At 69.8% G+C, this 26,533-nt stretch carries 25 protein-coding genes and 1 pseudogene; 17 read left to right on the top strand and 9 right to left on the bottom strand.

Annotated elements, in window-relative coordinates:
- Positions 1 to 1,662, top strand: coding sequence for an AMP-binding protein (locus tag P2L57_RS10230; RefSeq protein WP_275811658.1), 1,662 nt, complete (start codon positions 1 to 3; stop codon positions 1,660 to 1,662).
- Here P2L57_RS10230 and P2L57_RS10235 read toward each other — a convergent pair.
- Positions 1,652 to 3,229: a sodium/solute symporter gene (locus P2L57_RS10235; protein WP_275811660.1), complete on the bottom strand. Its 1,578-nt coding sequence runs from the start codon at positions 3,227 to 3,229 to the stop codon at positions 1,652 to 1,654. The genes P2L57_RS10230 and P2L57_RS10235 overlap by 11 nt on opposite strands.
- Positions 3,226 to 3,588: a DUF485 domain-containing protein gene (locus P2L57_RS10240; protein WP_275811662.1), complete on the bottom strand. Its 363-nt coding sequence runs from the start codon at positions 3,586 to 3,588 to the stop codon at positions 3,226 to 3,228. Before P2L57_RS10240 ends, P2L57_RS10235 begins: the two co-directional genes overlap by 4 nt.
- 540 nt (positions 3,589 to 4,128) lie before the next feature.
- On the opposite strand from P2L57_RS10240, the gene P2L57_RS10245 reads away from it, so the two are divergent.
- Both P2L57_RS10245 and P2L57_RS10250 read left to right on the top strand, forming a co-directional pair.
- The gene (locus tag P2L57_RS10245; protein ID WP_275811664.1) at positions 4,129 to 4,362 is read left to right on the top strand and encodes a hypothetical protein; all 234 of its coding nucleotides are present in this window, start codon (positions 4,129 to 4,131) and stop codon (positions 4,360 to 4,362) included.
- A gap of 3 nt (positions 4,363 to 4,365) precedes the next feature.
- Complete coding sequence (locus P2L57_RS10250) at positions 4,366 to 4,914, top strand: sigma-70 family RNA polymerase sigma factor (protein WP_275811666.1); 549 nt, start codon at positions 4,366 to 4,368, stop codon at positions 4,912 to 4,914.
- Between the two features lie 13 nt (positions 4,915 to 4,927).
- Here P2L57_RS10250 and P2L57_RS10255 read toward each other — a convergent pair whose 3' ends face one another.
- The 3 genes from P2L57_RS10255 to P2L57_RS10265 all read right to left on the bottom strand — a co-directional run bounded on the left by P2L57_RS10255 (position 4,928) and on the right by P2L57_RS10265 (position 6,764).
- Positions 4,928 to 5,611 carry a zf-HC2 domain-containing protein gene (locus P2L57_RS10255; RefSeq protein WP_275811668.1) on the bottom strand — a complete coding sequence of 228 codons (684 nt, stop codon included), beginning with the start codon at positions 5,609 to 5,611 and terminating at the stop codon, positions 4,928 to 4,930.
- Positions 5,608 to 6,141, bottom strand: a complete 534-nt coding sequence (locus P2L57_RS10260) for a sigma-70 family RNA polymerase sigma factor (RefSeq protein ID WP_275811670.1) — start codon at positions 6,139 to 6,141, stop codon at positions 5,608 to 5,610. The genes P2L57_RS10255 and P2L57_RS10260 overlap by 4 nt, the downstream gene beginning before the upstream one ends.
- A gap of 164 nt (positions 6,142 to 6,305) precedes the next feature.
- Positions 6,306 to 6,764, bottom strand: a complete 459-nt coding sequence (locus P2L57_RS10265; protein ID WP_275811672.1) for a class F sortase — start codon at positions 6,762 to 6,764, stop codon at positions 6,306 to 6,308.
- Between P2L57_RS10265 and P2L57_RS10270 the strand changes: the two genes are divergently transcribed.
- A complete protein-coding gene (locus P2L57_RS10270) occupies positions 6,751 to 6,897 on the top strand; it encodes a hypothetical protein (RefSeq protein ID WP_275811674.1) in 147 nt (48 codons plus the stop codon). The genes P2L57_RS10265 and P2L57_RS10270 overlap by 14 nt on opposite strands.
- A 109-nt stretch (positions 6,898 to 7,006) precedes the next feature.
- Here the strand turns inward: P2L57_RS10270 and P2L57_RS10275 are convergent, their stop codons facing one another.
- Positions 7,007 to 7,177, bottom strand: coding sequence for a hypothetical protein (locus P2L57_RS10275; protein ID WP_275811676.1), 171 nt, complete (start codon positions 7,175 to 7,177; stop codon positions 7,007 to 7,009).
- Here P2L57_RS10275 and P2L57_RS10280 point away from each other — a divergent pair.
- A complete protein-coding gene (locus P2L57_RS10280; RefSeq protein ID WP_275811678.1) occupies positions 7,170 to 7,667 on the top strand; it encodes a hypothetical protein in 498 nt (165 codons plus the stop codon). The genes P2L57_RS10275 and P2L57_RS10280 overlap by 8 nt on opposite strands.
- A 210-nt stretch (positions 7,668 to 7,877) precedes the next feature.
- Here P2L57_RS10280 and P2L57_RS10285 read toward each other — a convergent pair whose 3' ends face one another.
- Complete coding sequence (locus P2L57_RS10285) at positions 7,878 to 10,487, bottom strand: SpoIIE family protein phosphatase (protein WP_275811957.1); 2,610 nt, start codon at positions 10,485 to 10,487, stop codon at positions 7,878 to 7,880.
- Between the two features lie 406 nt (positions 10,488 to 10,893).
- On the opposite strand from P2L57_RS10285, the gene P2L57_RS10290 reads away from it, so the two are divergent.
- The 5 genes from P2L57_RS10290 (at position 10,894) to P2L57_RS10310 (ending at position 16,009) form a co-directional block, all read left to right on the top strand.
- Positions 10,894 to 12,573 carry a CocE/NonD family hydrolase gene (locus P2L57_RS10290; protein WP_275811680.1) on the top strand — a complete coding sequence of 560 codons (1,680 nt, stop codon included), beginning with the start codon at positions 10,894 to 10,896 and terminating at the stop codon, positions 12,571 to 12,573.
- Between the two features lie 113 nt (positions 12,574 to 12,686).
- Positions 12,687 to 13,508: an SAM-dependent methyltransferase gene (locus P2L57_RS10295; RefSeq protein WP_275811682.1), complete on the top strand. Its 822-nt coding sequence runs from the start codon at positions 12,687 to 12,689 to the stop codon at positions 13,506 to 13,508.
- Positions 13,509 to 13,575: 67 nt separating this feature from the next.
- The gene (locus P2L57_RS10300) at positions 13,576 to 13,986 is read left to right on the top strand and encodes a RibD family protein (protein WP_275811693.1); all 411 of its coding nucleotides are present in this window, start codon (positions 13,576 to 13,578) and stop codon (positions 13,984 to 13,986) included.
- Complete coding sequence (locus P2L57_RS10305; RefSeq protein WP_275811695.1) at positions 13,983 to 15,269, top strand: flavodoxin family protein; 1,287 nt, start codon at positions 13,983 to 13,985, stop codon at positions 15,267 to 15,269. Before P2L57_RS10300 ends, P2L57_RS10305 begins: the two co-directional genes overlap by 4 nt.
- On the top strand, positions 15,266 to 16,009 hold the full coding sequence (locus P2L57_RS10310; protein WP_275811697.1) for a class I SAM-dependent methyltransferase: 744 nt from the start codon (positions 15,266 to 15,268) through the stop codon (positions 16,007 to 16,009). Before P2L57_RS10305 ends, P2L57_RS10310 begins: the two co-directional genes overlap by 4 nt.
- 170 nt (positions 16,010 to 16,179) lie before the next feature.
- Here P2L57_RS10310 and P2L57_RS10315 read toward each other — a convergent pair.
- Positions 16,180 to 16,650 (bottom strand): annotated as a pseudogene (locus tag P2L57_RS10315) (ATP-binding protein); the annotation flags it as partial.
- Between the two features lie 266 nt (positions 16,651 to 16,916).
- Here P2L57_RS10315 and P2L57_RS10320 point away from each other — a divergent pair.
- Genes P2L57_RS10320 through P2L57_RS10340 form a run of 5 tightly spaced genes read left to right on the top strand, consistent with a single transcriptional unit; the run spans position 16,917 to position 20,573 of the window.
- On the top strand, positions 16,917 to 17,342 hold the full coding sequence (locus P2L57_RS10320) for a helix-turn-helix domain-containing protein (RefSeq protein ID WP_275811699.1): 426 nt from the start codon (positions 16,917 to 16,919) through the stop codon (positions 17,340 to 17,342).
- A gap of 2 nt (positions 17,343 to 17,344) precedes the next feature.
- On the top strand, positions 17,345 to 17,947 hold the full coding sequence (locus tag P2L57_RS10325) for an ImmA/IrrE family metallo-endopeptidase (protein WP_275811701.1): 603 nt from the start codon (positions 17,345 to 17,347) through the stop codon (positions 17,945 to 17,947).
- A 2-nt stretch (positions 17,948 to 17,949) separates the two neighbouring features.
- Complete coding sequence (locus tag P2L57_RS10330) at positions 17,950 to 19,128, top strand: MAB_1171c family putative transporter (RefSeq protein ID WP_275811703.1); 1,179 nt, start codon at positions 17,950 to 17,952, stop codon at positions 19,126 to 19,128.
- 27 nt (positions 19,129 to 19,155) lie between these two features.
- Positions 19,156 to 20,088: an NsdA family TPR-like regulatory protein gene (locus tag P2L57_RS10335; protein ID WP_275811704.1), complete on the top strand. Its 933-nt coding sequence runs from the start codon at positions 19,156 to 19,158 to the stop codon at positions 20,086 to 20,088.
- Between the two features lie 14 nt (positions 20,089 to 20,102).
- Positions 20,103 to 20,573, top strand: coding sequence for a DUF3574 domain-containing protein (locus P2L57_RS10340; protein WP_275811706.1), 471 nt, complete (start codon positions 20,103 to 20,105; stop codon positions 20,571 to 20,573).
- Between the two features lie 503 nt (positions 20,574 to 21,076).
- Here the strand turns inward: P2L57_RS10340 and P2L57_RS10345 are convergent.
- A complete protein-coding gene (locus P2L57_RS10345) occupies positions 21,077 to 22,747 on the bottom strand; it encodes an APC family permease (protein WP_425574853.1) in 1,671 nt (556 codons plus the stop codon).
- Positions 22,748 to 23,127: 380 nt separating this feature from the next.
- Between P2L57_RS10345 and P2L57_RS10350 the strand changes: the two genes are divergently transcribed.
- Both P2L57_RS10350 and P2L57_RS10355 read left to right on the top strand, forming a co-directional pair.
- Positions 23,128 to 24,093 (top strand): ornithine carbamoyltransferase, encoded by a 966-nt coding sequence (locus P2L57_RS10350; protein WP_275811708.1) that lies wholly within the window; start codon positions 23,128 to 23,130, stop codon positions 24,091 to 24,093.
- Between the two features lie 169 nt (positions 24,094 to 24,262).
- A complete protein-coding gene (locus P2L57_RS10355; protein ID WP_275811710.1) occupies positions 24,263 to 26,458 on the top strand; it encodes a SpoIIE family protein phosphatase in 2,196 nt (731 codons plus the stop codon).
- The last annotated feature ends 75 nt before the right edge of the window (positions 26,459 to 26,533 follow it).

Consider the following 26,533-nt stretch of genomic DNA (forward strand, 5'->3'; position numbering starts at 1 on the left):
GTGTCACGTCTCATTTCCTGGCTGACGCAGCCTCATCCGGAGCGCGGGGTGCACTTCGCCACCGACTCGGGCGACTGGGAGTTCGTGCCGTACCGGGAACTGGCCGCCTCGGCCCGCCGGGTCGCCGCCGAGATGGCGGCGGCCGGGGTGCGCCCCGGTGACGTGGTCTGCCTGATCCTGCCCAGTGGACGCGACTGCCTGGCCGCGCTGTTCGGTGCCTGGGCGGCCGGGGCCACCGTCTCCCCACTGCTCCCGCCGTCCTTCCAGTCCGAGGGCGAGTACGTCGAGTACGTCTCCGGAATCCTCCGGCAGGCCGAGCCCGCCCTGGTGGTCGTCGCCGAGGAGTTCAGGTCGCTGGCGGCCGACGCGATGGTCCGGGCGGGCCGGTCGGACGCGCCGTGGATTCCCCGTGAGGGAACCATCGAGGCCCCCATCCCGGACAGCGCCCGGACCGGGATCGCGCTACTGCAGTTCACCTCGGGCTCCACCGGCCGGCCACGCGGTGTCCGGGTGTCGTGGGACAACCTCGCCGCCAACTACGCACTGCAAAGCCGCATGATCGGCTGGCGGGACGGGGACGGCTTCGCCTCCTGGCTGCCGCTCCACCACGACATGGGTCTGATCGGCTGTGTGCTGTTCCCCTTCGCCTCGCAGAGCCCGCTGTGGCTGATGCGGCCAGAACAGTTCATCCGCGATCCGGGGCGCTGGCTGGCCTGTTTCGCCCCGGGCAAGGCGGCGCACTCGGCCTCGCCGTCGTTCGCCTTCGCCTATGCGGCGCGCAGGGTCCGGCCGCAGCGGCTCGCCGAGTTGGACCTGTCCGGCTGGCGCAGTGTGGTGGTCGGTGCCGAGGTGGTCGACCCGGCGGCGCTGGACACGTTCGCCCGGTTCGCCGAACCGGTGGGCTTCGCCCTGGGCACCTATCTGCCCTCGTACGGACTGGCCGAGAACACGCTGGCGGTCACCGGCGCCGAGGCGCCGATCGTGGTGGTACGCCCCGAGTGGTCCTCGATGCGGCTTGGCGAGCCCGTGCGGATCGAGGCGGCGGGCAAACTGGGCGACCAGCCCATCGAGCCGGGCTCGGGTTGGCTCGTCGGCCATGGCGCCCCGCACCACGAGGACGGCGTGGGCCTACGGATCCTCGACGAGGAGGGGCAGCCGCTACCGGACGGCCACCTCGGCGAGGTCGCCGTCACCGGCACCTCGGTGACCCAGGGGTACCACGGCGGCCGGGACGGGGGGTCCACCCGGTTCGTCGACGGTGAACTGCGCACCGGGGACGCGGGGTTCGTGCACGACGGAGAGCTGTTCGTGCTCGGCCGGATGGGCGACAGCCTCAAGCTGCGCGGACGCAGTGTGTACGTCGACGACCTTGACGCGAAGGTCGCGGCGGCCGCCGGGCTCGACAAGGACCGCACGGCCGTGGTGGCCGTCAACGACCACGGACGCGCCGGGTTGGCCGTCTTCGTGGAGGCGGCCCCCGGCCCCTGGACGGACGCGGTGACCGAGATGCTGCGCGGCGAGCTCGGGCCGGATCCCTCACTGACCCTCGTCGCCGGGCGACGCGGCCTGCTCAAGCGGACCACCAGTGGAAAGCTGCGGCGACGGCACATGTGGCAGCTTCTGCAGGAGGGCAGGTTGAAGTCGGTGACCGTCATCCACTAGGGACGTCCGCCTCTCTGAGAGCGCCGACCAGCGTCCGCCAGCGGACCCGGCTCCCCAGCCAGCCGCTGAGGAAGCCCACCGGCACCGAGACGATCCCGGTGGTCTGCAACGGGAACCAGTGGAAGTCATGGGTGGGGAAGAGGGCGTGCGGCGTACCGGAAACGGCGCTGGAGAACGTCATCAGCAACACGACGCACGCCGTACCGCCGAGCAGTGTGCACAGCAGTCCAGCGCGGGTGAAGCCCTTCCAGAACAGGCTGTAGACCAACGCGGGGGCCACCGCCGAGGCGCCGATGCAGAACGCGGTGGCGATCAGCACCTGCAGGTTCCAGTTGCGTACCAGCGCGGCGAGCACGATCGCCACCAGGCCGATGCCGAGGATCGTCCAGCGGGCGACGGCCAACTCGCCGCGCTCGGTGGCCTGCCCGCGGCGTACCGTACCGGCGAACAGATCGTGGGCGACCGAGGTCGCGGCGGCCAGGGTCAGTCCGGCGACCGAGGTGAGCAAGGTCATGAAGATCGCACCGCCGATGGACGCGAACAGCACGGCCTCGCCGAGCGAGGGGTAGTCGGCGCCCAGCGCACGGGACAGCAGCATCAGCGAGGTGCTGCCCTGCGGGTCGTTCGCGGTGATCATCTGGTTTCCGACCAGCGCGGCCGCCGCGGTACCCATCACGGTGACGAACAGGGCGATGACGACGGTCGACCCGACCGCCCAGGACGTCGAACGGCGCACCGCGGAGGCGTCGGCACCGCTGTGCACCCGCATGGTGACGTGCGGCAGGCAGGCGGCTCCGAGGACGACGCTGATCTGCGCGCTGAGGAAGTCGAGTCTGCCGCGGGCGCTGGGGCCGAACTCAAGCCCCTGGCGCAGATACGCGTCTCCCGCTCCGCTGCCCTCCCGGGCGGCGGACAGCAAGGCGGTGGGGCTCCAGTGGAAACGGCTGAGCACCAGCAGGGTGATGGCAAGGCTGGCGCCGAACAGCATGACCATCTTGATGATCTGGACCAGGGCGGTTCCCTTCATGCCCCCGACCGCGGCGTAACCGATCATCAGGGCGCCGACCACGCAGATGCAGGCCGCCTTCGCCCCGTCCGCCGAGATGCCCAGAATGAACGTCAGCAGCGATCCGGCCACCGACAGTTGGACGAGGAGGAAGGGCAGCGAGGCGACGAGCGTGACCGCGCACGCGGCCCCGCGCACCGCGCGGCCCGGCATGCGACGGGCCAGCACATCGCCCATGGTGAACTTCCCCGCGTTCCGCAGCGGTTCGGCGAGCAGCCGCATCAGCAACAGCAGGGACAGTACGGTGCTGAGCACCAGGACGACGCCGTCGTAGCCGCTCAGTGCGACGATTCCGGAAGTGCTCAGGACGGTGGCGGCGGAGACGTAGTCGCCCGCGATGGCCAGTCCGTTCCGCGGTGGCGTCAGGGTGCGGTAGCCGGTGTAGAAGTCCGCAAGGTCATCGGGTTCCGAGCCGGCCAGGATGCACAGCAGCATGGCGAGCGTGGCCAGTACGGAGAAGATCACGAGTGCGGCGGTCTGAGCCGAGTTGGAGTTGGTCATCGGTACGACTCCACGGGCTCACCGAGTTCACCGCCGTGCGGATCTCCCCGGCAGTCGGTGCGCGGACCGCGGGTGGCCAACGCGAAGAACCCGACGAACTGCAACAGACCCAGTAACACACCGACGTTGAACAGGCCCGGCACCGGAAGGCTCATCAACTCGCCCAGGTACGAGGAGAGCAGGACGTAGAGCAGGAAGCCGCCGAGCGCGGCCATGCTCGGCGTTCTGCCCAGCCACGCGTACCCGGTACGCAGCGCGGCGACCACGGTCGTCGTGGTGGGCATGGGCTTGTGCTGAACCGCGCGGTGCCGTCCCCGCCCGTTCTGGCGCAGGGACAGCAGTTCGTCGAGATAGGTCATCGCTCGACCTCCCGTTGTATCCGGCTGTATCGGCTCCCCGGTACACACAGCACCGATCCAGTCCCGGGGGAGGCGGGCTGGACGGTGCTGTGTGACCGTTCAATACGGCCCGGCCTCGGACGCGGTTCACTGAAACACATTCCATTTACTGTCTCTTTGCCGGTTGGCACGGACTTTGGCTGGAACCGCGGGGAGAATCGTGTCGCATCCTCCCGAAATTCTCCAGGACGCCGGGTAACCCCTGGCGGTGAATCTGCACGCCGGGCAAGCCGTCATCCCATTGATATGTACTCGCGCTTGTGGTTAACCTTCGCGGTACTCCGGGGTAACTCCCCCGAAGTGAGGGGCACTTGGATGTTCCCGGTCCCCGCAGGCTTTTCCTATTCCGATCTCCGCACCCCGTGATCGCCAACTAAGGCATGCCCTACCGGGTCGCCTTCCATGCACGCACTGCGCACGCCATGCAGGCGGCGCGCCGCCCCCACGGCACGTCGCGACCGCCGCACTGCCACTGACTGCCCCGCTGAGGAGCGTGTTGCCATGTCCCCCCACCAGCGCTGCGGCTCCACCGCGGCATCGGCGTCCGGATCCCGTCTGGCGGCTGGTATCGCCGACGCCTTACCCGGTGTCCCTTTTGACGAGGGCGTACACCAATTCGCCCGGCTGGCCGCACCGCCGCACACCCGCTGCCAGCCCCTCTGGCATATCACCGCCGATAAAACGGCGGACCAGTTGACGGGCATCGGCGTACCGGGAACGGCGGGTGAAGGCTGACGTATGCTAATCCAACGCAGACGGTCAAAACGTTCTCGTACCGCGAACGAGGAATCCGACTTGGTCAGACGGCTCTACCGCGAGCACGCCGCCGCGCTGCTGAGCTATGTGGTGACGCTCACCGGCGGTGACCGGCACTGGGCGGAGGACGTCGTCCAGGAGACCCTGCTACGGGCATGGCGGCACGCGGCCCAACTCACCGATCCGGCCCGCAGTGCCCGCCCCTGGCTCGCGACCGTGGCACGGCGCATCGTGATAGACGACTACCGCAGCCGCCGGTCCCGTCCGCAGGAGATGGGTGACAAGGCGCTGGAACTCCTTCCCGGGCCGGACGAGTTCGACCGCGCGCTGTCCGCCATGACCATTTCGGACGCGCTGGCCACCCTGACCCCGGCGCACCGCGAGGCCATCGTGGAGTCATACCTGGCGGGGCGCACCATCCAGCAGGCCGCGGCGGTGCTCGGCATCCCCAACGGCACCGTGAAGTCAAGGGTGTACTACGGGCTGCGCGCACTCAGGCGCACGCTGGAAGAGCAGGGGGTGCCCGGATAGCCCCGGCGGTCGGCTATTCGGGTACGGAGACAAGCCGATGACCGTCGAACGTCTCCACGTCGAATCTGCTGACGTCGCCCGGCGACATCGCGATGGCACCCGGAATCGTGAGGTTGCCGCGGTACTTCGCGGTCCAGCTCGCCGCGACCTGGCGTTCGCCGTGCCGTCCCACCGCGACCAGTGAACAGCTGGAGCCCGGTGGCGCGTTGTGCAGGGCGAGGGTCAGCCGACTGCCCCAGGCCACCGGCTGCACCGATACGGAAGCGCCCACGCCGGTCGTACCGTCGGTGGCCGACGCCACATGGGCGGGGGCGGCTTGCCCGCCTCCGCTCAGCGACCACGTAGTGCCGATCCCGGCCAGCACCGACACCCCCAGCACGGCCGCGACCATGGTGCCGCGGCGGTTTCTGCGCCGCCGTCCCCGCCGCCGCAGCCGTCCGAGGGGCATGCACTGGCTGGGGACAGGGGCGGCGGCCGAGGCCGAGGCGGAACACACCGCCTCGGCCTCGGCCTTCGACACCAGTCCGAGGAGCTGGGGTACTCCGGCCAGCTCGTCGTACTCCTGGCGGCAGTTCGGGCAGGCGGCCAGATGGTGGCGCACGTCGAAGGACTCGCCCGTGGTCAGCGCGCCCAGCACAAAGGCGCCGAGCGAGAGCCGAACCGGCTCGCACTCCTCGTGGGTTCCGGAGAACGTCATCGGCTCAACCCTCGCTCCTCACATTCGACACGCAACGCGCGAACCGCGTAGTAGGCCCGGGACTTGACCGTGCCCGGTGCGATCCCGAGCGTTTCGGCGGCTTCCGCGACCGAGCGCTCTCGGTAGTACAGCTCCAGCAGCACCGCACGGTGGTCCGGGCTCAGCCCGGACAGCGCGTCGGCGAGCTGCCAGGACAACAGGGTGCGGGCGAACGCCTCGTCGGGGCCGGGAGTTGACGAGGGCTGCAGCATCAGCGACTCGTCGCCCACCTCGGCGGGGCGTGCCCGGCGCATCCGTTCCTGGTCGATGACCAGGTTGCGTGCCACGGTGAACAGCCATCCCCGAGTCGACCCGCGCTCCGGGTCCAGCGCGCCGGAGCTGCGCCAGGCCCGGAGCATGGTCTCTTGCACCACGTCCTCCGCGCGCTGCCGGTCGCCGCTGGTCAGCCGGAGTACGTATCTCAGCAGCGAACCGGCGTACGTGTCGTACAGCGTTCGCAAGGTCTCGTCGTCCGCGGTCCGGGAACCCATCCATCCCCCCGCGTCATCCGCGGGGTGCGGCGGCGAAGGTCGCGGCGGTCAGAAGACCGCCGCCGCTGGTGACGGTTACCGGGTTGTTTATGCGGGCGTAGCCGGCCGCTGCGCGCATGGACACTTGTTCACTCCTATCTCCCCGCCTGCCGTGGAAATTCCGGTCAGGCCGATGCCGACGTGGCCGATACCAGCGACGCATAGACGACGACATTGTCCGGATAAGCGTGTGTCGTCGTGTTCTTCGTGCCACCACAGGTAATGAGCCGGAGTCCGGCGTGGTCGATGTTTCCGTACACGGCTTGGCTGGGGAACTTCTCCTTGGGGTATTCGGCGGTCTGGTCCACCGAGAAAACGGCAACACTGCCGTCCGCTCTGGACACTTCCACCCGGTCGCCGGTGTGCAGTGCGGCCAGCCGGAAGAAGACGCCGTCGCCGAAATTACCAAGGGTTACGTGGCCGAGTATGACGGAAGGGCCGAGTTGTCCGGGGGTGGGTGAGAACTGATACCAACCGGCCGGCGAGTTGCTTTGAATGGGCGGAACTTGAACGGTTCGGTCCGGATTCAGTCCCAACTGCATCAGCGAGGTGTGCACACCGATCGACGGGATGTCCAGGCGCACCGGGACCGATCTGGCCATGGTCAGCCCGCCCGGCGGCTTCGCCGAGGAGCCGGGGGCGGAGCTGGCCGGTCCGGAACTCCCCGGGTTGCTGACCGACGCGGGGGGCCGAGACGCCGCTCGCCAGTCCGCGTAGCCGAATCCGAGCCCGACCGCTCCGGCCATCGCCATCACCGCTGCCGCCGTGGTGGCCAGACGGCCCCCGCGGCGACCCGGCGAAGTTCTGGCCCTGGCGGAGTGCCGCGTCAACGGCGGGCCCTGGCCCGGCGCCGAAGCAGCAGGCCAGCGCCGCCCGCACCGAGCAGCAGGCCGCCGACGGCGCCCGCGGTGGCGTAGCCGGGAACGCCGGAGGAGACCGCTCCGGTGTTGGGTGCGCCGCTCGGCATGGTGCCGATCTGCCCGGGGGCCGTGGACATCGAGGACGAAGGCATCGGCATCATCCCGGAGGCCGGCTGCGATGCCGACATCGTGGGACGCGGCATCGTCATGGACTGGCTGGGCTTGGGGGTTGGCTTCATTCCGCCGGTGCCCGCTATCACCACCACGATCTGCGTGGTGACGCGTACCCCTCCGCACCGCGCCACCACGTCGGTCCTTCCCGGTTTGGCGTGCGAGGATATCTTCGCCCAACCCGAGAAATTCATGGGGTTGGTGGACGTCATGGACGCCGAACCGCCGGATCCGGTCATGGCGGTGTACTGGTCGTTCATCCTCGGGGAGAACGCGGATGAACCCACCCACTGCAATGCACTGCCGTTATTTGGGCAAGTGCCCATGATATGCACTGTCTGCCCTACGCCGACCGTCGTCGGCGAGGCGGTGATCTGCCCCATTCCGACGCCGGCGAAGGCGGGTGCGGCGCTGACCGCCACGGCTGCTCCAGCCGCGGCCAGGACCGCTAGGTGAGAAATGCGCACGGGGCCACTCTCCTCCACACTTCTTTCGCTGCCCCGGGCTAACTCCCCGTCGGATTACCGATCTTGCCGAGGCGCGGATGACGGTAACAACACGTAGGGGGCGTGGTTCCGGTTCAATTCCGCGATGGCCGGACGGATTTCTTTCCGATCGCTTGACCCGGCCGCCGCGACCGCGGGCGGCCAATGAATCCGCATCGTTCTAGGTCAGCGGCAGTTCGGCCCAGATGACCTTGCCCCCGCTGGTGTACCGGGTGCCCCAGCGCTCGGCGAGCTGGGCGACGAGGAACAGACCACGGCCGCCCTCGTCCATGGTGGCGGCGTAGCGCAGATGCGGAGAGGTGCTGCTGGCGTCGGAGACCTCGCAGATCAGGGTGCGATCGCGGATCAGCCGGACCTTGATCGGGCTGGTGGCGTAGCGGATGGCGTTGGTGATCAGCTCGCTGAGCACCAGCTCCGTGGTGAACACCGCCTCGACCAGCCCCCACCGCGTCAGCTGCTCGGTGACCTGCGCGCGCACTCCGGCGACGGCCGCGGGGTCGAACGGCACGTCCCACTGGGCGATCTGATCGGCACCCAGGAACTGCGGGCGGGCGACCAGCAGCACGATGTCGTCGCTCTGGCGCGCTGGCAGCAGTGCGTCCAGCACCGCTTCGCAGGTCTCCTCCGCCGGGCGGTCGGCATGGGCCAGGGCCTCGGTCAGCAGATCGAGGCCGACGCCGATGTCCCGGTCGCGCTCGTCCACCAAACCGTCGGTGTACAGCACCAGCTGGCTGCCCGGCTCCAGCCGCAGTTCCGCCGTCTGGAACGGCAGACCGCCCAGGCCCAGCGGCGGGCCGGCGGGCAGGTCGGGGAACCGCACGGTGCCGTCTGGCGTCACGAGCGCGGGCAGTACGTGGCCCGCACGGGACATCGTGCAGTACCCGGAGACCGGATCGTAGATCGCGTACAGACAGGTGGCCCCGGTGATCGCGCCCTCGCCGCCCCTGGTCGCCTCGTCCCGGTCGATCCGGGTGACCAACTCGTCCAGGTGATTGAGGAGTTCGTCGGGCGGCAGGTCCAAGGTGGTGAAGTTGTGCACCGCGGTACGCAGTCGGCCCATCGTCGCCGCGGCGTGCAGACCGTGGCCGACCACGTCGCCGACCACCAGCGCGACCCGGGTTCCCGGCAGCGGGATGACGTCGAACCAGTCTCCGCCGACCCCCTCCTGTGCGGGCAGATAGCGGTAGGCGACGTCGACGGCGCTCTGCTCGGGCAGACCGCGCGGCAGCAGGCTGTGCTGCAGCGTCACCGCCATCTTGTGCTCACGGGTGTAGCGGCGGGCGTTGTCTATGGACACCGCCGCCCTGATGACGAGTTCCTCGGCGAGCGAGACGTCGTCCTCGTCGAAGGGGTTCGGATCCCGCGAGCGCCAGAAGCTGACCACCCCCAGCACCACGCCCCGGGCGTTCAACGGCACCGTGATGAGGGAGTGGACCCCGTAGTCGAGCAGCCTTCTGGCCCGCACCGCGTCCTGCGCCTTCCACCCCGTGGCGAGCCGCAGATCGGGCTCGATCACCGACGACCCCCTGCCGAAGCCGCGCGCCTGCGGGGTGGACCGGGCGAACTCGATCACGGTGCCCACCGGGTAGAAGGGCTGGCCCTTCCGGACGCCCCCGAGCGCGGCCCGCACCATCTGCACGCTCTCGTCGACCTCCGGCTCCTCGCCGCGCAGCACCGGCTCCGCCAGGTCGACTGTGACGAAGTCGGCGAACCGGGGGACGGCCACCTGCGCGAGTTCCTCCGCTGTCCGCTGGATGTCGAGGGTGGTGCCGATGCCCACACCGGCGTCGTACAGCAGTTTGAGGCGCTTTCGGGCTGCTTCGGCCCGGCCGGACAGCAGCCGCAGCTCCGTGGAGTCCCGCAGCGTGGCGACGCTGCCGGGCGGGCCTCCGTTGCGGTCGGTGGGCCGGTTGTTCACCGCCAGCAGACGGTCCCCCGACTGCAGCATCTCGTCGGTGGCCACCCGCCCGGAGGCCAGCAGTTCGGCCATGCGGGGAGCGATGCCGAGTTCGCCGACCTGTCGGCCCTCCGCGTTCGGCGGCAGGTCCAGCAGCCGGATCGCCTCGTCGTTGGCCAGCATCAGCCGACCGTTGCCGTCGACGATGATCACGCCTTCGCGCACCGCGTGCAGCACCGCGTCATGGTGCTCGTACATTCGGGTCATCTCGGCCGGTTCCAGGCCGTGCGTCTGACGCCGCAGCCGTCTGCTGACCAATGCCGTTCCCCCGGTGGCCAGGGCCAGCGCCACGGCGGCCGCGCTGAACAGGATCGGCAACTGTCGGTTCACCGCGCCGCTCACCTTGCTGATCGTGATTCCGGCGGACACCAGACCCACGATCTTGCCGTGCTGGTCGGTGACCGGCACCACGGCCTGCTCCAGGGGGCCTATGGTCCCGTTGATGGTCTCGGTGACGGTCTGCCCGGCGAGCGCGGGCCCGATGTTGCCCACGAACTTCTTGCCGATGCGGTTGGGGATGGGGTGGGTGTAGCGGATCCCCTGCTTGTTCATCACCACGATGAAGTCGACCCCGGTATCGATACGGGCCGCCTCGGTGAGTGGCTGGAGGATGGCCGTCGGGTTCGGGGACTGCAGGGCGGGCACGATGCCCGGCGAGTGCGCGAAGGTCTGGGCGACGGCCACCGAGCGGTTGCTGGCCTCTCGCTGGCTGTCATGCTGCGCCTGCAGGATCAGCTCCGCACCGGCCGCCAGGACGAGCAGCAGGACGATGATGACCTGCAGCACGAACACCTGGCCGGAGACACTGCGCATCGGGCGCAGCGACCCGTGGCGCCGCGTCGCCTGCGGCGCCTGCTGTTCGTAGCGATCTTTCCGCTCACGCTCTGTATGCACGCGCTCACGCCGACTCCAGGGGCGCCGACCGCGGAACGCAGGGGCCGACACGGCCCAGGGTCGGCCCTCACCTCGGGCCATAGCCCCTGTTTACACTGCTGGCCCCCGAGAGGCGAACCGTGAGCGCCGGTAGTTCCGACGGATCCCCCTCGGGGTGCTGACGGATTGGCACCGCCCGCCACGACCGGACCGCATGCGGTTACCAGCCAGTAGATTTGGCTGATCACCGTCTCACCACCGCTACTTGGCCCCCCCTAGGCTCCGAGCACCACACCGCCGTACGCGTGCCGCAGGGGCACCACGGTCCGAGCCTGATGGGACACCGATGACGCGATCCGGCCCCACCCGAGAACGCCGCAACCGCGACCAGCACCGCGTCCGCCGCTGGGTGACAAGCACCGTGGCCGTCACGGCACTTGCGCTCAGCGGCACCTTCGCCGCCTCCCCGGCGTCCGCCACCCCGCACTCCGGACACCAGGCAGCCGCCGCGAACGCCGCCGGGTCCTTCCGACTGGCCGACATCCCGATGAAGGACGGCGTCGTCCTCAAGGCCGATGTGCTCACCCCCGCCGCCGGTACGCCCGGAGCGGACGCGCACGGCCGCTATCCGACGATCGTGGAGCCCGCCTCCTGGGGACAGAACGACCTGGAGTTCCTCGCGCAGAGCAGGAAGCTCGCCGCTGACGGCTATGTCGTCGTCACCTACACGGTGCGCGGCTTCTGGCTCTCCGGCGGCCAGGTGGACGTCGCGGGGCCCAAGGACGTGGCCGACATCTCCTCCGTCATCGACTGGACCATCGCCAACACCCCGGCCGACCCGCAGCGCATCGGCATGACGGGCCTGTCGCTGGGGGCCGGGATGTCGCTGATGGGCGCCGCCTTCGACCCGCGGGTCAAGGCGGTGGCCGCGATGAGCGCCTGGGGCGACCTGGTCAACGCACTCTACAGCGGGCAGACCCGGCATGTGGGGGCGGTCGGCATTCTGACCGCGGTACAGATCCCGACCGGCCGCCAGAGCCCGGAAACCCACCAGGCGATCAGCGACATGTTCGACAACCAGAACATCCCGGAACTCATCAAGTGGGCCCGGACCAGGTCCCCGGGCAGCTATGTGGACCGCATCAACGCCCACCACACCGCGGTGTTCATCGCCAACGCCTGGACCGACAGCATCTTCAACCCCAGCCAGGTCGCCGACTTCTACCAGAAGCTGACCGGCCCCAAGCGGTTGGAACTGCGTCCCGGCGACCATGCCACCCAGGAGATCGGCGGCATGCTGGGCCTGAAGAACGCGGCCTGGGACGACGGACGCAAGTGGTTCGACCAGCATCTGAAGAACAGCCCCGGCGACCGCCAGCCGCCGGTGCAACTGCAGGTCAGGGAGAACGCCGGCCAGGAGGACTACCCCAGCTGGCAGGCGATCAGCTCCCGGACCCAGCGGCTGCGGCTCGGCCCGGCGAACGCCCTGGGCACCGGCACCCTGGGCGGTGCGGGCGGCACTGGATGGCGAACGTCCATCGTCGGCGGCGTGGATTCGGGCGCCGACTCCGGCATCACCGAACTGTCCGGCGGGCTCGACCAGTTCCTGGGCATCCCACCGACCGTCGAGGTCCCGATGCTGCCCCGCGCCGTCGCCGCGGTCTGGCAGTCCGCGCCGTACTCCGACGTACAGCACATCCGCGGTGTGCCCAGGTTCCACACCACGGTCACCTCGTCCGCACCGAAGGGCACCGTGTTCGCCTACCTCTACGACGTGAACGCGCTCGGTCTCGGCAAGCTGATCACCCACGCCCCGCAGAGCTGGTCGGGTACCACGCCGGGACGGGCCGTCCCGCTCGACATCCAGCTGTTCGCCACCGCCTACGACCTGCCCGCCGGGCACCGGCTCGCGCTGGTCCTGGACACCAAGGACCCGATGTACGGCAGCGACACCACGCTGGGCAGCCGGGTGTCCTTCGGTTCCCCGGCGAACGACCCGTCCGAGCTGACGCTGCCACTGCGCTGATCCGCGGTGCCGGAAGTCGTCCCCGGCCATGACACTGATGTGGCGGGTGTGACCGCCCTGGTTCTCCTACGATGGGGCTGCTCAGAACACCCCAGTAGATAAGGGCAGTTGACATGGTCGAGGACGTTTCCGAGGTGGACCAGACGAAGCCGAGCATCGCCCGTGTCTACGACTACCTGCTCGGCGGCAAGGACAACTACGCGGTGGACCGGGAGATCGGCGACAAGTTCGTCAACGATCTGCCCGGCTCGGTCGCCATCGCGCACTGCAACCGCCAGGCCCTGGTGCGCGCGGTCCGCGACATCGCGCTGCACACGGGGGTGCGGCAGTTCATCGACATGGGCAGCGGGCTGCCGACCGCCGACAACGTCCACCAGGTGGCCGGGCGGCACACCCCCGACGCCCGGGTGATCTACGTGGACAGCGATCCCATCGTCCTCGCACACGGCCGGGCGCTGCTGGAGGAGAACGACAACACCAGGGTCATCCGCGCCGATGTGCGCGACCCGCAGGGCATCCGGCAGCACCCGGACACCGTCGAGCTCATCGACTTCGACCAGCCGGTCGCGGTCGTCTTCAGCGCCGTACTGCACCACCTCAACGACGACGAGGACCCCGCCTCGGTCGTCCGCTACTGGCAGGACCAGGTGCCTTCCGGCAGCTGCTTCTTCATCAGCCACTTCCGTAGCGGCCACAACCCGCAGACCGCCGAGGCCGAGCGGGTGCTCCAGGCGACGTTCGGGCGCGGCCGGTGGCGCAGCGACGAGGAGATCCACGACCTCTTCTGCGGTATGGAGATCCTGCCGCCCGGTGTGGTCGCGGCCGCGCACTGGCGGCCCGACACCACGGACGGCGTGTCCCACGTGGGCGCCGCGCGGCGTGAACTCACCGTGTGGGAACAGCTCATCGTGGCAGGACTCGCCACCAAGCCGTAGCGGCTCGCACGCGCCGGTGCGGCCCTTCTCCCCTGCCACCGGTAGGGGAAGGAGGGCCGCACTTTTGTTGTCTCGGTACCGGGCCGGAAATGGTTCGGAGGGCGTTACGGAGCGTTCCGTTCCACCGCCGCGGCTGCCGAACAGCCATGAGTCGCTGGTCCTTCCCGCGACCGCGGACGGCATCGATCTGTCCGCGCTGACTGCCGAGTTGAACCGCCGGGGCGTGCGATCCGTGCTGTTGGAAGGCGGGGGTCGGCTGGCGGCCGCGTTCGCCGCACAGGACCTGCTGGACCGGGTCGTCGCCTATGTGGCCCCGGTTCTGATCGGTTCCGGCGGGCGCACGGTGCTCGACGACTTCGGGGTCCGATCGCTGGGCGAGGCACGGCGGCTGCGGCTGGACTCGGTGGGACGGCTCGATGACGACGTGCGGCTGGTACTGCGCGCCCGCCCCCTGGCATCTGATCGGGAGGACGCATGACTACACACGTCGCGATCGTCTACCACAGCCGGTCGGGCACGATGCGGCGGCTGGCCCGGCACGCGGCGACGGGCGCCCGGGCCGGTGGCGCGACGGTGCGGCTGCTACGGGTCGCGGACCAGGCCGGCGGCGCCCGGTCCGACGCTCCCGCGGAGTCGCCCGCCACACCCGAGGACCTGCTGTGGGCGGATGGCCTGGTGCTGGCCACGCCGACGTACTTCGGCAATGTCTCCGCCGCGTTCAAGCGGTTCCTGGACTCCACCGACAAGGTGTGGACCGAGGGGCGGCTGACCGACCGGGTGGTGACCGGTATGACCTCCGCGACCTCGCTGCACGGGGGTCAGGAGGCCACGCTGCTCGCCTTGTACCAGACGGCGTACCACTGGGGTTCATGGGTGGTGGGCGCCGATCCCGCCGACTCCGCGTTTCCCGGCACCGGTGGCAATCCCTATGGGCTGTCGGTGAGTTACCGCCGGGGCCGGGTCACGGAACCAGTGGAGTCGCAGGCCGCCTGGGCGCTCGGCAGACGGCTGGCCGACATCACCGCGCGGTCACGGCCCCGGACCGAACCGGTTCCGCCCGGCGTCGGCCGTACGAAGGTGGCGGTGATCCATCACGCGGGCGACGAGGCCACCCGGCTGCTGGCACAGGAGTGCGCCGCGGGCGCCCGCGAGTGCGGCGCCGAGGTGCGGCTGCGCCGGGTGGCCGACCCCGTGGTGCGCACCTGGCGCAGCGGTGCGCCCCCGGCCGTCCCCGTCAGCGCGGCGGACATCGACTGGGCCGACGCGGTGGTGTTCGGAGCGCAGGCACGGCTGGGCACGATGGCCGCCCCGCTGGTGAGCTTCGTACAGTCCCTGCTTCCACCGTCCGGTGCGGGACCGCTCGCCGGGAAGCCGGTCAGCGGCTTCACCTCCGTCCCCTATCCGCACGCAGGCAGCGAGACCGCTCTACTGTCACTGCATCAGATGCTGTTGCACTGCGGCGCGGTGGCGGTGCCGCCCGGCTATACCGATCCCGCGGTGCGGGCGGCGGGCGGCAACCCCTACGGGACCTCGCACGCACTGTCGGCCGGACCGGATCCCACGAGACAGGCCATGGCCGCGGTCCGCCACCAGGGTCGCCGTATGGCGCTGGTCGGGGACCGGCTGCGCGGACGGGCGGTGGCGGCACTACCGGCCGGCTCGGCGCCCACCCGCATCGTCCCCGGAAGCATCGTTCCGGGAAGCATCGTTCCCGGGAGCATCGTTCCCGGGAGCATCGTCCCTGGAAGGGAAGCGAGTTGAAGACACGGCGGCACCAGCAGTACGACGCCATCGGCGAGTCCTACGAGGGTTTCAAGACCCTGCCGCTGGCCCGCTATCCGGAGCAGCACAGCTTCCTGCGGATGCTCGGCGACGTGACCGACCGCTCGGTGCTCGACCTGGCGTGCGGCACCGGCTTCTACGCCCGGCAGATCAAGCGGCTCGGCGCGGCGGGCGTGCTCGGACTCGACATCTCACCGCAGATGGTGGGTGCCGCGCGGGCCATCGAGTGGCGGGCACCGCTGGGTGTGCGCTACGCCGTCGCCGATGCCACGGACCTTCCGGGTATCGATCGCTTCGACGCGGTGACCGCCGTGTATCTGCTCAACTACGCGGACAGCGAGCAGGCCATGGAGCGGATGTGCGCCGGTGCCTTCCGTAACCTGCGCGACGGCGGCGAGTTCCTGGCACTGACCCAGAACCCGGACTTCCGGTTCACCGAGGCGACGACCGCGAAGTACGGGTTCACCTACGTGCCCACCGGTCCGGGACCGATCGACCCCCGGGTGCGCATCACCGCCCTGCTGGACCCGCCGATCGCCTTCGACACCAACTACCCGGAGCGCGCGGTGTACGAGCGCGCCCTCGCATCGGCGGGCTTCACCGATGTGACCTGGGTGCCGCTGGAGGTTCCCGGCGCGGCGGAGCAGGTCTTCTCGCCCGGGTTCTGGGACGACTTCCTCGCCAACCCGCCGTTGATCATGTTGCGTTGCCACCGGTAGTGCCGTGCGGTGGCTTCGGCCGGAAGTCGTGGGTCACGGTAGCCGGATGGCCGGCGGCCCGCACGGTCGTGGCCGCCCGCCGACGCGGCAGCCGGAAGGCGGAGAGCACCTCGGCCATGACCGGGGTCATTGGGCGTTTCCCCCAGTGCGACCGTGGCGATGACGGCCACCGGTGTGTTCTCCAGCCGGGCCATCAGGTAGCCGAGGCAGCGCAGCGAGGCGGTGTCCGCCCACTGCAGGTCGTTGATGGCCAGTAGCAGCGGTACGCCGGTGGTCAGCAACCGTGTCAGAGGATGCAACGCGTGGGCGGGCGCGCCCGGTTGCGGATCGTACGGAAAGGGGCAGTGCAGGTGTCCGCTCCAGGCCGAAGCGGACCCCGGTAACACGCTGGCGATGCCTGGATCCGGCACCGGCGCGGCATCGTCCAGGATGCTTCCGACCCCGGCCATGAGTTGCTGGGCGAGGCTGTAGTCGGCCTGCTGCTCCAACGCCCTGGCCCGCGCGGCCAGTAGGTGCAGCCCGTACTCATCGGCGGCATCCATGGCGGAGCGCAGCAGTCTGGTGCGGCCCATGCCCGCGGTGCCTTCGATGAGCACGCTCCGGCCCCGGCCGTCACTGGCGGATCGCAGGATGTCGCACACGCTGGTGGCCTCCCCGTAAGGCGGCGAGACCGTCCCGGGCCTCGTCCGCCGACCGCGTCAAGCGTTGCCTTCGGATTCCCCTTGGAGCCGCTTCGTGGCCGCTACCGCCAACCAGCGGTTGATATCAACTATGCTAGGTCATCTACCAGTTGAAGACGTCCGGGAAGCCGCCAGACCGTTGACGCCATCGTCAACCGCTGGACGAGCGGCGGCCGTTAGACTTCAACCACTCGTCAAACTCACTTCGTCCTGTACGGGAGGCGCGGATGACCGGCAGTCAGGAACATCCGTCGCTCGCCGCGAGCCTGGACGGACTGTTCCGCGGGAGCCGACCCGCGGGCCGCCGGTGGACCAACGACGAGGTGGCCGCCGAGATCAAGAAGAAGTACCCGCGGATCCGGGTCAGCGGCGCCTATCTGTCAGCGCTGCGGACCGGCAAGCGCACCCATCCCTCCCAGGAGTTGCAGACGGCGATAGCGGAGTTCTTCGGGGTCTCCCCCGCCTACTTCGTCGACCCCGACCACGCGCAGCGGGTCAGCGCCCAACTCGCGGCCCTGGAGGAGCTGACCCAGGCGGGCGTGCGCGCGGTCGCGCTGCGTGCCGTGGGGCTGCAACCGGAAAGCCTGGAAGCGATCACAGCCGTTCTCGACCAGGTCCGCAAGCTGCAGGGACTGCCTCCCGTGGAGGAGTAACCATGACCTCTTCACGGCGAACCGGACAACCGGCCACCGGCCGGCAGTTGAGGCGCCTGCGCGGCGCGTGCGAAGCGCTCCTGGACAGTCTGTCGGTGCCCGGCACCTGCGACATCTCCGAGCTGTGCGCGCACCTCGGCGCACGACGCGGCCGCCCGATCCGCCTCTTACCGGTCGAGCTGCAAAGTTCCCAGCTGTACGGGTTGTGGATCGCCACCGACGTCGCGGACCTCATCGTCTACGAGGCCCACACCAGCAAACCGCACCAGGAGCACATCATCGCCCATGAGCTCTCCCACATGCTCTGCGGGCACCACAGCGGCGGAAAGATCGACGACGGCACGGCCGAGCAACTGTTCCCGGACATCAGCCCGGACGTGGTCCGCGGCATGCTGCAACGCTCCGGCTATTCGGACCACGACGAGCAGGAAGCCGAGACGATGGCCTCGCTGATCCTCACCCGGGCCCGGCGGCAGGTCGCGGATCCCGTGCCCACCGCTTCCCTCGAACAGGCGGAGGCCATCGCCCGTATCGAGAGCGTGGTCGGCCCGGACCCCGGAGCCTGCGCCGTGGTCCGCGACGGCACCGACCCCGGACCGGCCTGACCATGGTCTACCAGATCCTGTCCTGGACCTGTGCCGTCGCGGGGTTATCGGCGTTCCTGTACAAGCTGCCGGCCCTGTGGCACAGCAACCGCAATCCGGCGATGCTCGCGCTCTGTGTCTACTTCCTGAGTTCCGGGCTCAGCTTCCTGGTGGACCTGGACGCCATCCGTGCGTCCATCTCCCGGCTCCTCGACTATCCCAACATCACCACCATCCTGGTGCAGGCCGCGGTGGTGGCGCTGACGGCGGCCCAGCAGGTGGTGCTCATCCACTGGTCGCACCCGGCGGCCGAGGCCCGCCGCCGAACACGCCGAAGACTGCTCGGATTCGGCATCGCGCTCGTCGTGCTGGTGACCATGTTCTATGTGGTCGACCCCACCCGGCACCCGACGACAGCGGAGACCTCGGTTCTGCTCAACATGCAGAACCCGTACTACGCCGCATACCTGTGCTACTACATCGGCGTATGCACGGTCGGGCAGATCGCGGCCTTCCGGCTGTCGCTGCGCTACGCCAGGATCGCCAACCGGCTCTGGCTGCGGCTCGGTATGTGGTCCGTCACCACCGGAGCGACGTTCGTCCTCCTGTACTGCACCATCCGGTACGCCGAGATCGCGGCCACCCGACTGGGCTTCGACACCACACCGTGGGACTCGCTGTACTGGTTCACCGGAGACATCGGTTCACTGCTGCAGCTGTTCGGGTGGACCGTCCCGTCCTGGGGACCCCGGCTGTCGGCCGCCGCCCGCTGGCTCGAAAGCTACCGGTCCTACCGGCGGCTGCGCCCGCTGTGGTGGGCTCTGTACCGTGCGGTTCCCGCCATCGCCCTCGACCCTCCGCCGTCCCCACTGCTCGACCTGCTGCCGCCGCGCGACCTGGAATACCGCCTATACCGCCGGGTGATCGAGATCAGGGACGGGCAGTTGGCGCTACGCCCGTATCTCTGCCATGCGTTGGCCGGGCCGCAGGCCGAGCAGTTGGGCCCCGCCCACGACGAGCCGTCCTCCGCCACCCACGAGGCACTGCGCCTCAAGGCGGCGCTACGGGCCAGATCCGACAACGCGGTGCCGCCAACCGGGCCCACGACCGCGTTCCCCGGTGCCCGCAACGAGGACTTCGGCAAGGAGATCGCCTGGCTTACACGGGTCGCCGACAGCTTCCGCAGACCGCCGCACCGCTGAGCCAGATCCCAGGGAGGAGCCCGGCACATGGAGAACAGCGGCCTCCACCATCGCCGTCAGTCCGTCATCGCGACGACCCGGCGACTGCTCACCCTGGACCGCGAGGCCGGCGCCCGGGCGGCGGCCCGGACCGCCGCGCTCGCCGCCGCGAGGCTGCGAAGCGGAGAAGAGCACGCCGAGGTACTCGCCGATCATGAACTGTGCGCCGCCGTCGCGGAGTTGCTGGAGGTCGCCGCCTGGATCCTCTTCGACGCCGAGGAGCAAACCCTCGCCCACCGGCTGAACCAGCGGGCCTTGGCCCTGTCCCGGCGGTGCGAGGACCGCTCGACGGAACGCCTGGTACTGGCGAACCTGAGCATGCAGGAAGCGCACACCGGCCGATTGCACACCTCGTTCCGCACGGCCGCCACCGGGCTGGAGACCTCGCCCACCGCCAGGGTCGCGACGGTCTTCGCCGTGCGGCAGGCCCGCGCGCTCGCCATGGCGGGCCAACGAGCCGCCGCGCTGAACGCGTTCGACCGGGCCGGCAGCCTGTTCCAGGAAGGACTCTCCGAACAGGATCCGCCCTGGGCATGGTGGGTGGACCAAAGCGAGCTCGACGGCCACCGCGGCTTCACTCTCGCCGCACTCCAGGAGTGGGACAAGGCGATTCCGCTGCTGCGGGGTGCCACACAGGTCCAGGCCCCCGGCTCCCCGCCCTACCGCGTTCTGTTCACCACCGAGCTGTTCTCCGCACTGGTGAACGCCGGAGCCTGGTCCGAGGCCCGCGACGTGGCGGAGCAGCTGATGCCGCACGCCGGAGGGATCGGGTCCGGTCGGGCGGTCAGCGCACTGCGGCACACCATCCGCACGATCCAGTCGAGGTCCGGCACTCCCGCCCGGCTACGGGACGCCGCACACCAACTCGCCGCACTGCTCCCGCCTTCCGCACTGCTCCCGCTTTCGAACCCCCCGGAATGAAGGGAACCGCCGCGTTGCCCATCTCGAAGCCGCGTCTGTACCTCGCCGCGCTCACCGCGACCATCGCACTCGTCGCGCTCGGCGCCGCAACACCCGCCGTGCACGCCGCTCTCGGGTCCGGAGGGTGTGCTCCAGCGGTCAGCGTGCAGCGCGGCGACGCCTACATCGACACCCGTCTGTTCTTCGGCACCGGGCGGCACAACGGTGAACCGCCCGTCACCGACCAGCAGTTCCTGGCCTTCATCGCCCAGCACGTCACGCCGCACTTCGGGTCGGGACTGACCATTCAGAAGGGCCGGGGCCAGTGGCGCGACCGGTTCGGCAGCATCAACCACGAGCGGTCCTACGAGCTGATACTGCTCTACCCGGCGGCCGAGGCCCACGCCCGGGACGCGGACATCGAGGAGATCCGCACGGCCTACAAGCGCGCCTACGGCATGGAGTCCGTCGGCCGTGCCGACGAGGCGGCACGGGTCAACTTCTAGCACGCGTCGACTTCTGGCGCCGGTCCGGTTTCCAGCGCCGGGGACCGGCCGGTTGTCCGTCGTGGCGCAGCGCCACACGTACTCGGCGATCTCGGCGTGTGTGGCGTACCAGACGTCCCCGCGATCGTGGACGTAGTCCAGCAGTTCTTCGAGAACGATGAGCCGGGAGCGGTGCCCGATCAGATGTGGACGCAGGGCGAGTTGGAACAACCTGCCGTGCGAGTAGGCGCCGTCGAACTCATCGCGCCACAGCCGCCCGACGTCGCGGGCATCGCGTACGGACGCGGCCCGCCGTACCGGTCCATCTCGAAGTACACGGCATCGTCCCGGACCCACTCTCCGCACAGCGGTTGGCAAGCTCCCGTTCGTCGACCGGGCTCAACTCCGCCCAGCGCAGAGAACTCGCCATCGTGTTCGGGGAGAACGGAACGCGCCATGCTGCCTACCAGTTGACAAATGCGACACGTCCGGCTCGCGTGGAGCGCCGACTCGCGGGGTCCCGACTACGGGGCGGAGGGCGTCTCCGGCCTCGACAGCGCGTCGGTCTCGGCGAGGTGTCGTCTGCCCGAGCCCACACCCCAGCAGAACATCCCGAGGCTGAACCCGGCGACCAGCAGTGAGTCGTAGGGCTGCGGCAGAGCGCCGGCGCCACCGAAGTCGCCCAGAGCGGAGAGCGCCAGCAATCCGATGAGCCAGGCCAGCAGCCAGCAGCCCTTGCGAACTTCACGCAACAGTACGGCGGTTGGCTCATGCCTCCGTACCAGCCAGAACAGCGGCGCACCGAGCAGGGCCAGCGGCAGCGTCACCCGCAGACGGTGCCAGCTGGACCAGTACACGAACAGCGTGGCCACCACGAAACTGACCGGAGCGATCCACCGCACCCCCGGCACCCACCCGGACAGCCGCCCACGGTCCACCGCCCGCAGGGTGTACGCGGCGACCGCCGATGTCGCGTACCCCAGCAGGAACAGGTCGCCGACGGTGCTGACCACGTCCTGCCAGCCACCGAAGGGCAGTAGGAACAGCAGCGTCATCGCGACGTTCAGGGCGAGCCCACGGCGCGGAATGCCGGAACCGGCGTGCACCCGCATGAACCAGTGCGGCAGCATCCGGTTCTTCGCCAGTGCGTAGGTCCGCCGGGCGTGCGCCGCCACGCCGACGAAGGCGCCGCCGCCGGGTGAGACAACGGCATCGGCGTACAGCAGGAAGGCGAGCCAGTGCAGGTTGAGCAGCAGGGCGAGCTGGCCGAACGGCGAGTCGAACCTGACGCCCCGCCAGCCGTGCACCAGTGCCTGTTCCGGCACGGCGAACAAATAGGCCAACTGCAGCCCGACATAGAGCAGTACCGCCAGCGCGATCGCGGTCAGCACGGCCCGGGGCACGTCCCGCCGGGGATCGCGGGCCTCACCGGAGAACTCGACGGGTGCCTGGAAACCGTTGACCGAGTAGATGATGCCGCCCATCGACAGCGCGCTCAGGCCCGCTGACCAGCCGTAGGGGGCGAAGCCGCCGTGCTCGGTGAGACGGTGCGGATGGAAGCCGGAGGCCAGCAGCAGGATCACGGTGAGCGTGGGGACGGCCAGCTTCACGATGCTGACCAGCAGGTTGACCCGGGCGAACAGCCGCACCCCGAACCAGTTGAGCGCACCGAGCGAGACGGTGATGGCGATGGCCAGCGCCACCCCCGCCCAGCTGAGCCTTGCGCCGTCATAGAGCCAGGGCAGCCAGTGCGAGAGGTAGCCCAGGATCGCCGTCACCTCCGCGGCGTGCGCCCCCACCGACAGCAGCACCGCCCAGCTGATCACGCTCGCCACCAGCGGCCCGTTGGCGTACAGCGGCCAGCGCACGGTGCCCCCGGCCTCCGGACGGGAAGCCCCCAGCTCGACCATCACCATGGCGACGAGCCCGGCCAGCGCACCGACCGCCAGCCAGCACAGCAAGGAGAGGGGGCCCGCGATCCGTGCGGCATACATCGCGCCGAACAGCCAACCGGAGCCGACGATGTCGCTGAACCCGATGGCGCCGAGGCCCCAGCAGCCCAGTCCGCGGTGGAGCTTGCGCTCCTCGCCTCTGACCTCCGCGTTTCCGAGGCCCGCCGCGGCGACCCCGGTAGCCGTGCGGGCAGCGTTCACCGCGTCGGGTAGCGGCGTCTCCTCCACAGGCGGTTGCGACACCCAGCGATGGTTACCCGCACGCAGGAGGAAACCACGCACCGTGACGACGCGTTCACCGGGGCGCAGCAGTGGCCGGTTTCCTCATGGCCGCGGCGGTGGGCCGACCGGGTGACCGACAGGGATCTGGCGCCTGCTCTTTCCGCCGGATTCTTCCGGCTGATTCCCTGCCCCGCGCATGGTGCCGGGTTGATCCGGTTGCTACGTTCCACCGGCTGAATCCGCGCCGGATCCGCCGACCGAGGGGGCACTGTGCAGGATCGCGCTCCGGGCACCGCCGTCCCGCCGGAACAGCCGTCACCTCTGGTCGTCGTCGAGCTCGTTGCCGGCCAACCCCTGTCTCTGGTGTGACATCCCGATTCCCGAGGTGAGACGGAGCCGCCATGATGGACATCGCGTCAAGACCGCCCGGGCCGGAGTCCGGCCTGTTCTCGCTGGCCGACCTGGAACCCGCGACCATCACTCGACTGGCCAGCCGGTCAACCGAGTTGTTCGACGACCGCGAAGCCCATGACCGCCCGCTGCGCGACCAGGTCATCGGCGTACTGTTCACCAGGACCTCGACCCGTACCCGTACCGCCTTCACGGTCGGCACGGTCCGGCTCGGCGGCACACCGGTGACCTACGGGCCCGACGATCTGCAACTCAGCACCGGCGAGTCCCTTCCGGACACCGGCCGGGTGCTCGGCGCCATGCTGGACACCCTGGTGGCGCGCACCGCCGGACCACTGACGGAACTGCGCGTACTGTCCCAGTACGGTCAGCTGCCCACCGTCAACGCCATGGCCGCCGAGGAGCACCCCACTCAGGGCATCTGCGACCTCGCCACGCTCCAGCTGCGCTTCGGCGACCTGTCCGGGGTGCGGTTGCTCTACGTCGGTGAGGGCAACAACACCGCGGTCGCCTTGGCGCACGGGCTCAGCACGGTGCCCGGCGCCCGGATCACCTTCGCCTGCCCGCTCGGATACGGCCTGCCCGACGCGGAGTTGGCCCGTGCCGCGAAACGTGCCGCCTGGTCGGGTGCGCACCTCGACCAACTGCATGATCTGGGCCACCTGCCGCACGAGGTGGACGTGGTCTACACGACACGCTGGCGGACCACCGGCACCACCAGGCGGGACCCGGCTTGGCGGCAGGCGTTCCGCCCCTTCCATGTGAACCAGGAGTTCGTGAACCGCTGGCCCGACGCCTGGTTCATGCATGACCTGCCCGCCCATCGAGGGGACGAGGTCTCACCGGCGGTACTGGACGGTCGGCGGTCCCTGGCCTGGACCCAGGCGGCGATGAAGCTGCCCAGCGCCATGGCCGTTCTGGAGTGGGTGACGACCGTCCGCCCACCGCGGCACTGACCGCCAGGGGCGAACCCAGGCGCCCGCGAACCAATGATGATCACGAACCGCAATAGGCCGCCTACGCACAGTGGCGGTAGCCACTGCCGGCGGCCGCCACCGAAGGCCGGACGGCACCGGTCGTTCATCGCCGCGATCGGCGCAAGAATGGGCAGACGTGGAGGTGGCAATGGTTCGCGACTCACGGTCCGCCTCGCCGGGCTCAGGGACGGACGCCATCGACCCGGGCGTTCGCCAGGCTCTCGACGCTCTGATGGCACGCCTGGACGCGGCGAGGGACCGGCTCGGCGCCCATGTGGCCGCGCTCTACGTTCCGGTGCCCGGTGCGGACGTGCTGGAACTCGTGATGATGCTGGGGATGCCACGGGAGTTCATCGGACCGTGGGAGCGGGTGGCGCTGGCCACTTCGGCACCGGTGTCGGACGCGATGCGCGACCGCCGTCTGGTGTGGGTGGGCAGCGAAGAGGCGATGGTGCGGCTGTATCCGGCCATCGCGCTGGTCCTGCCGTACGCGTTCTCGCTCGCCGCCCTACCGCTGGTCGCGGAGGGGGCGGCGATCGGGGCCATCTTCACATGCTGGCCCGGCTGGCACTCCCCGGAGCTGTCGGACACCGAGCACGACGCCCTGATGGAACTCTCCGCCGACCTGGCCCGTCTGCTGCGCGAAGCCGCGGTGGCGGGCCTTTCGGTGCGGGCCGGTCCCCAGCCGTTGATCTTGACCGAGGAGAGCGGCGACCCGGGCAGTCCGGAGAGCCTCGCGGCGATGGTCCAGCGGCTGCCGGAGGGGATGTGCGCCCTGGACCCCCGGGGCCGGTTGGTCTGGGTCACACCCAGGGCGGCCAGCCTGCTCGGGGCCCCGGCGGTCCGACTGCTGGGCGCCCGGCCCTGGGACGTACTGCCGTGGCTACGGGATCCGGTGTACGAGGACCGCTACCGGGCGGCGCTGGCCAGTCGGCAGATCTCGTCCTTCGTGGCGCTCCGGCCGCCCGACCGGTGGCTGGCCTTCCGGCTCTATCCCGATGCCTCCGGGATCACCGTGCGGGTCAACGAGGCCAATGTGGCACCGCACGACATGCCGGGCCCGATACTGGCGGCCGACGCCGAGCTGCCCACCCGCTCGGGCGCTTACTACCACATCCTGCACCTCGCCAGTAAGCTCACCCAGGCCGCCGGAGTGGTGGACGTGGTGGATCTGGTCGCCGACCAGATCGTCCCCTCTTTCGGAGCGCAGGCAGTGGCGATCCTGATCGCCGAAGGCGACCGGCTGCTGATCGCCGGGCACCGCGGCTATCCGTCCGGCCTCATCGACACTTTCGACGGCACGCCCCTGACCTCCGCGACTCCGGGCGTGCACGCGCTGATCTCCGGGGCACCTGCGTTCTTCGAGTCGCGGGAAGAGCTGGAGCGGATGTATCCGGTGCGGCCGGAGATGCGGGACACCATGTCCGCCTGGGCATATCTGCCGCTGGTGGCGTCGGGACGGCTGGTGGGCACCTGCGTACTGGCATTCGATGAGCCGCACCGCTTCACCGTCCATGAACGCGCGGTACTGACCTCGCTGGGCGGTCTGATCGCGCAGGCCCTGGACCGGGCGCGGATGTACGACGCCAAACTGGAACTCGCCCACGGTCTACAGGAAAGCCTGTTGCCGCACGCCCTCCCCGTTCTGCCCGGTTTGGAGGCAGCCGCCCGCTACCTCCCGGGAACCGAGGGAATGGATATCGGCGGCGACTTCTACGACATCCTGCGAGTGGACCGCTGCACTGCGGGCGCGGTCATCGGCGATGTCCAGGGACACAATGTGGCGGCCGCCGCGCTTATGGGCCAAATACGCACCGCTGTACGGGCATATGCGACAGCGGGTGCCGACCCGGGCGCCGTTCTTTCCCAGACCAATCGCCTTATGAATGACCTTGATACGAATTTGATCGCGAGTTGCATATATCTACGGGTTGACCTACGCGGTAAGTACGCGCTGCTGGCAACCGCCGGACACCCTCGACCGCTGTTGCGCACCCCGGAGGGCGAGGTACGGGTGCCCAAGGTGGCCGGAGGGATAGTGCTGGGCGCGGAGGCCATCGCCAGCTATCCGCTCACCCGGATAGCGATGCCCGTGGGCACGGTCCTGGCCCTGTACACCGACGGCCTGATCGAGGCGCCCGGCGTCGACATGGACGACGCGCTGTACGCGCTGGGCAGCACACTCGCCCGCTTCGACGACGGACCGCTGGACGCCCTGGCCGACGCCCTCACCGCGCACGCGGAGCAGGCCAGGCACCGCACGGACGACATCGCCGTGCTGCTGCTGCGCTCGGTTGCCGGTGAATACGATGCGACGGCGCGCGAGCATCGCGCCCTCGCCTGACCGGCGGCCCCGGCAATATGCTCGGCGGGCCGCGACACCAGCCGTCGACCATGGTCCGAGGAAAGGTCAGCGCGT

Source organism: Streptantibioticus ferralitis, assembly GCF_029223525.1.
GTDB classification, from domain to species: Bacteria; Actinomycetota; Actinomycetes; order Streptomycetales; family Streptomycetaceae; genus Streptantibioticus_A; species Streptantibioticus_A ferralitis.

What these genes read in the sequence shown, in the direction of transcription:
- P2L57_RS10235 (WP_275811660.1), bottom strand. Translation starts at nt 3,229, where the DNA reads ATGACCAACTCCAACTCGGCTCAGACCGCCGCACTCGTGATCTTCTCC.
- P2L57_RS10240 (WP_275811662.1), bottom strand. Translation starts at nt 3,588, where the DNA reads ATGACCTATCTCGACGAACTGCTGTCCCTGCGCCAGAACGGGCGGGGA.
- P2L57_RS10245 (WP_275811664.1), top strand. Translation starts at nt 4,129, where the DNA reads ATGTCCCCCCACCAGCGCTGCGGCTCCACCGCGGCATCGGCGTCCGGA.
- P2L57_RS10250 (WP_275811666.1), top strand. Translation starts at nt 4,366, where the DNA reads ATGCTAATCCAACGCAGACGGTCAAAACGTTCTCGTACCGCGAACGAG.
- P2L57_RS10255 (WP_275811668.1), bottom strand. Translation starts at nt 5,611, where the DNA reads ATGACGTTCTCCGGAACCCACGAGGAGTGCGAGCCGGTTCGGCTCTCG.
- P2L57_RS10260 (WP_275811670.1), bottom strand. Translation starts at nt 6,141, where the DNA reads ATGGGTTCCCGGACCGCGGACGACGAGACCTTGCGAACGCTGTACGAC.
- P2L57_RS10270 (WP_275811674.1), top strand. Translation starts at nt 6,751, where the DNA reads ATGTCCAGGCGCACCGGGACCGATCTGGCCATGGTCAGCCCGCCCGGC.
- P2L57_RS10275 (WP_275811676.1), bottom strand. Translation starts at nt 7,177, where the DNA reads ATGTCCACGGCCCCCGGGCAGATCGGCACCATGCCGAGCGGCGCACCC.
- P2L57_RS10285 (WP_275811957.1), bottom strand. Translation starts at nt 10,487, where the DNA reads ATGCGCAGTGTCTCCGGCCAGGTGTTCGTGCTGCAGGTCATCATCGTC.
- P2L57_RS10290 (WP_275811680.1), top strand. Translation starts at nt 10,894, where the DNA reads ATGACGCGATCCGGCCCCACCCGAGAACGCCGCAACCGCGACCAGCAC.
- P2L57_RS10295 (WP_275811682.1), top strand. Translation starts at nt 12,687, where the DNA reads ATGGTCGAGGACGTTTCCGAGGTGGACCAGACGAAGCCGAGCATCGCC.
- P2L57_RS10305 (WP_275811695.1), top strand. Translation starts at nt 13,983, where the DNA reads ATGACTACACACGTCGCGATCGTCTACCACAGCCGGTCGGGCACGATG.
- P2L57_RS10320 (WP_275811699.1), top strand. Translation starts at nt 16,917, where the DNA reads ATGACCGGCAGTCAGGAACATCCGTCGCTCGCCGCGAGCCTGGACGGA.
- P2L57_RS10325 (WP_275811701.1), top strand. Translation starts at nt 17,345, where the DNA reads ATGACCTCTTCACGGCGAACCGGACAACCGGCCACCGGCCGGCAGTTG.
- P2L57_RS10330 (WP_275811703.1), top strand. Translation starts at nt 17,950, where the DNA reads ATGGTCTACCAGATCCTGTCCTGGACCTGTGCCGTCGCGGGGTTATCG.
- P2L57_RS10335 (WP_275811704.1), top strand. Translation starts at nt 19,156, where the DNA reads ATGGAGAACAGCGGCCTCCACCATCGCCGTCAGTCCGTCATCGCGACG.
- P2L57_RS10350 (WP_275811708.1), top strand. Translation starts at nt 23,128, where the DNA reads ATGATGGACATCGCGTCAAGACCGCCCGGGCCGGAGTCCGGCCTGTTC.
- P2L57_RS10355 (WP_275811710.1), top strand. Translation starts at nt 24,263, where the DNA reads ATGGTTCGCGACTCACGGTCCGCCTCGCCGGGCTCAGGGACGGACGCC.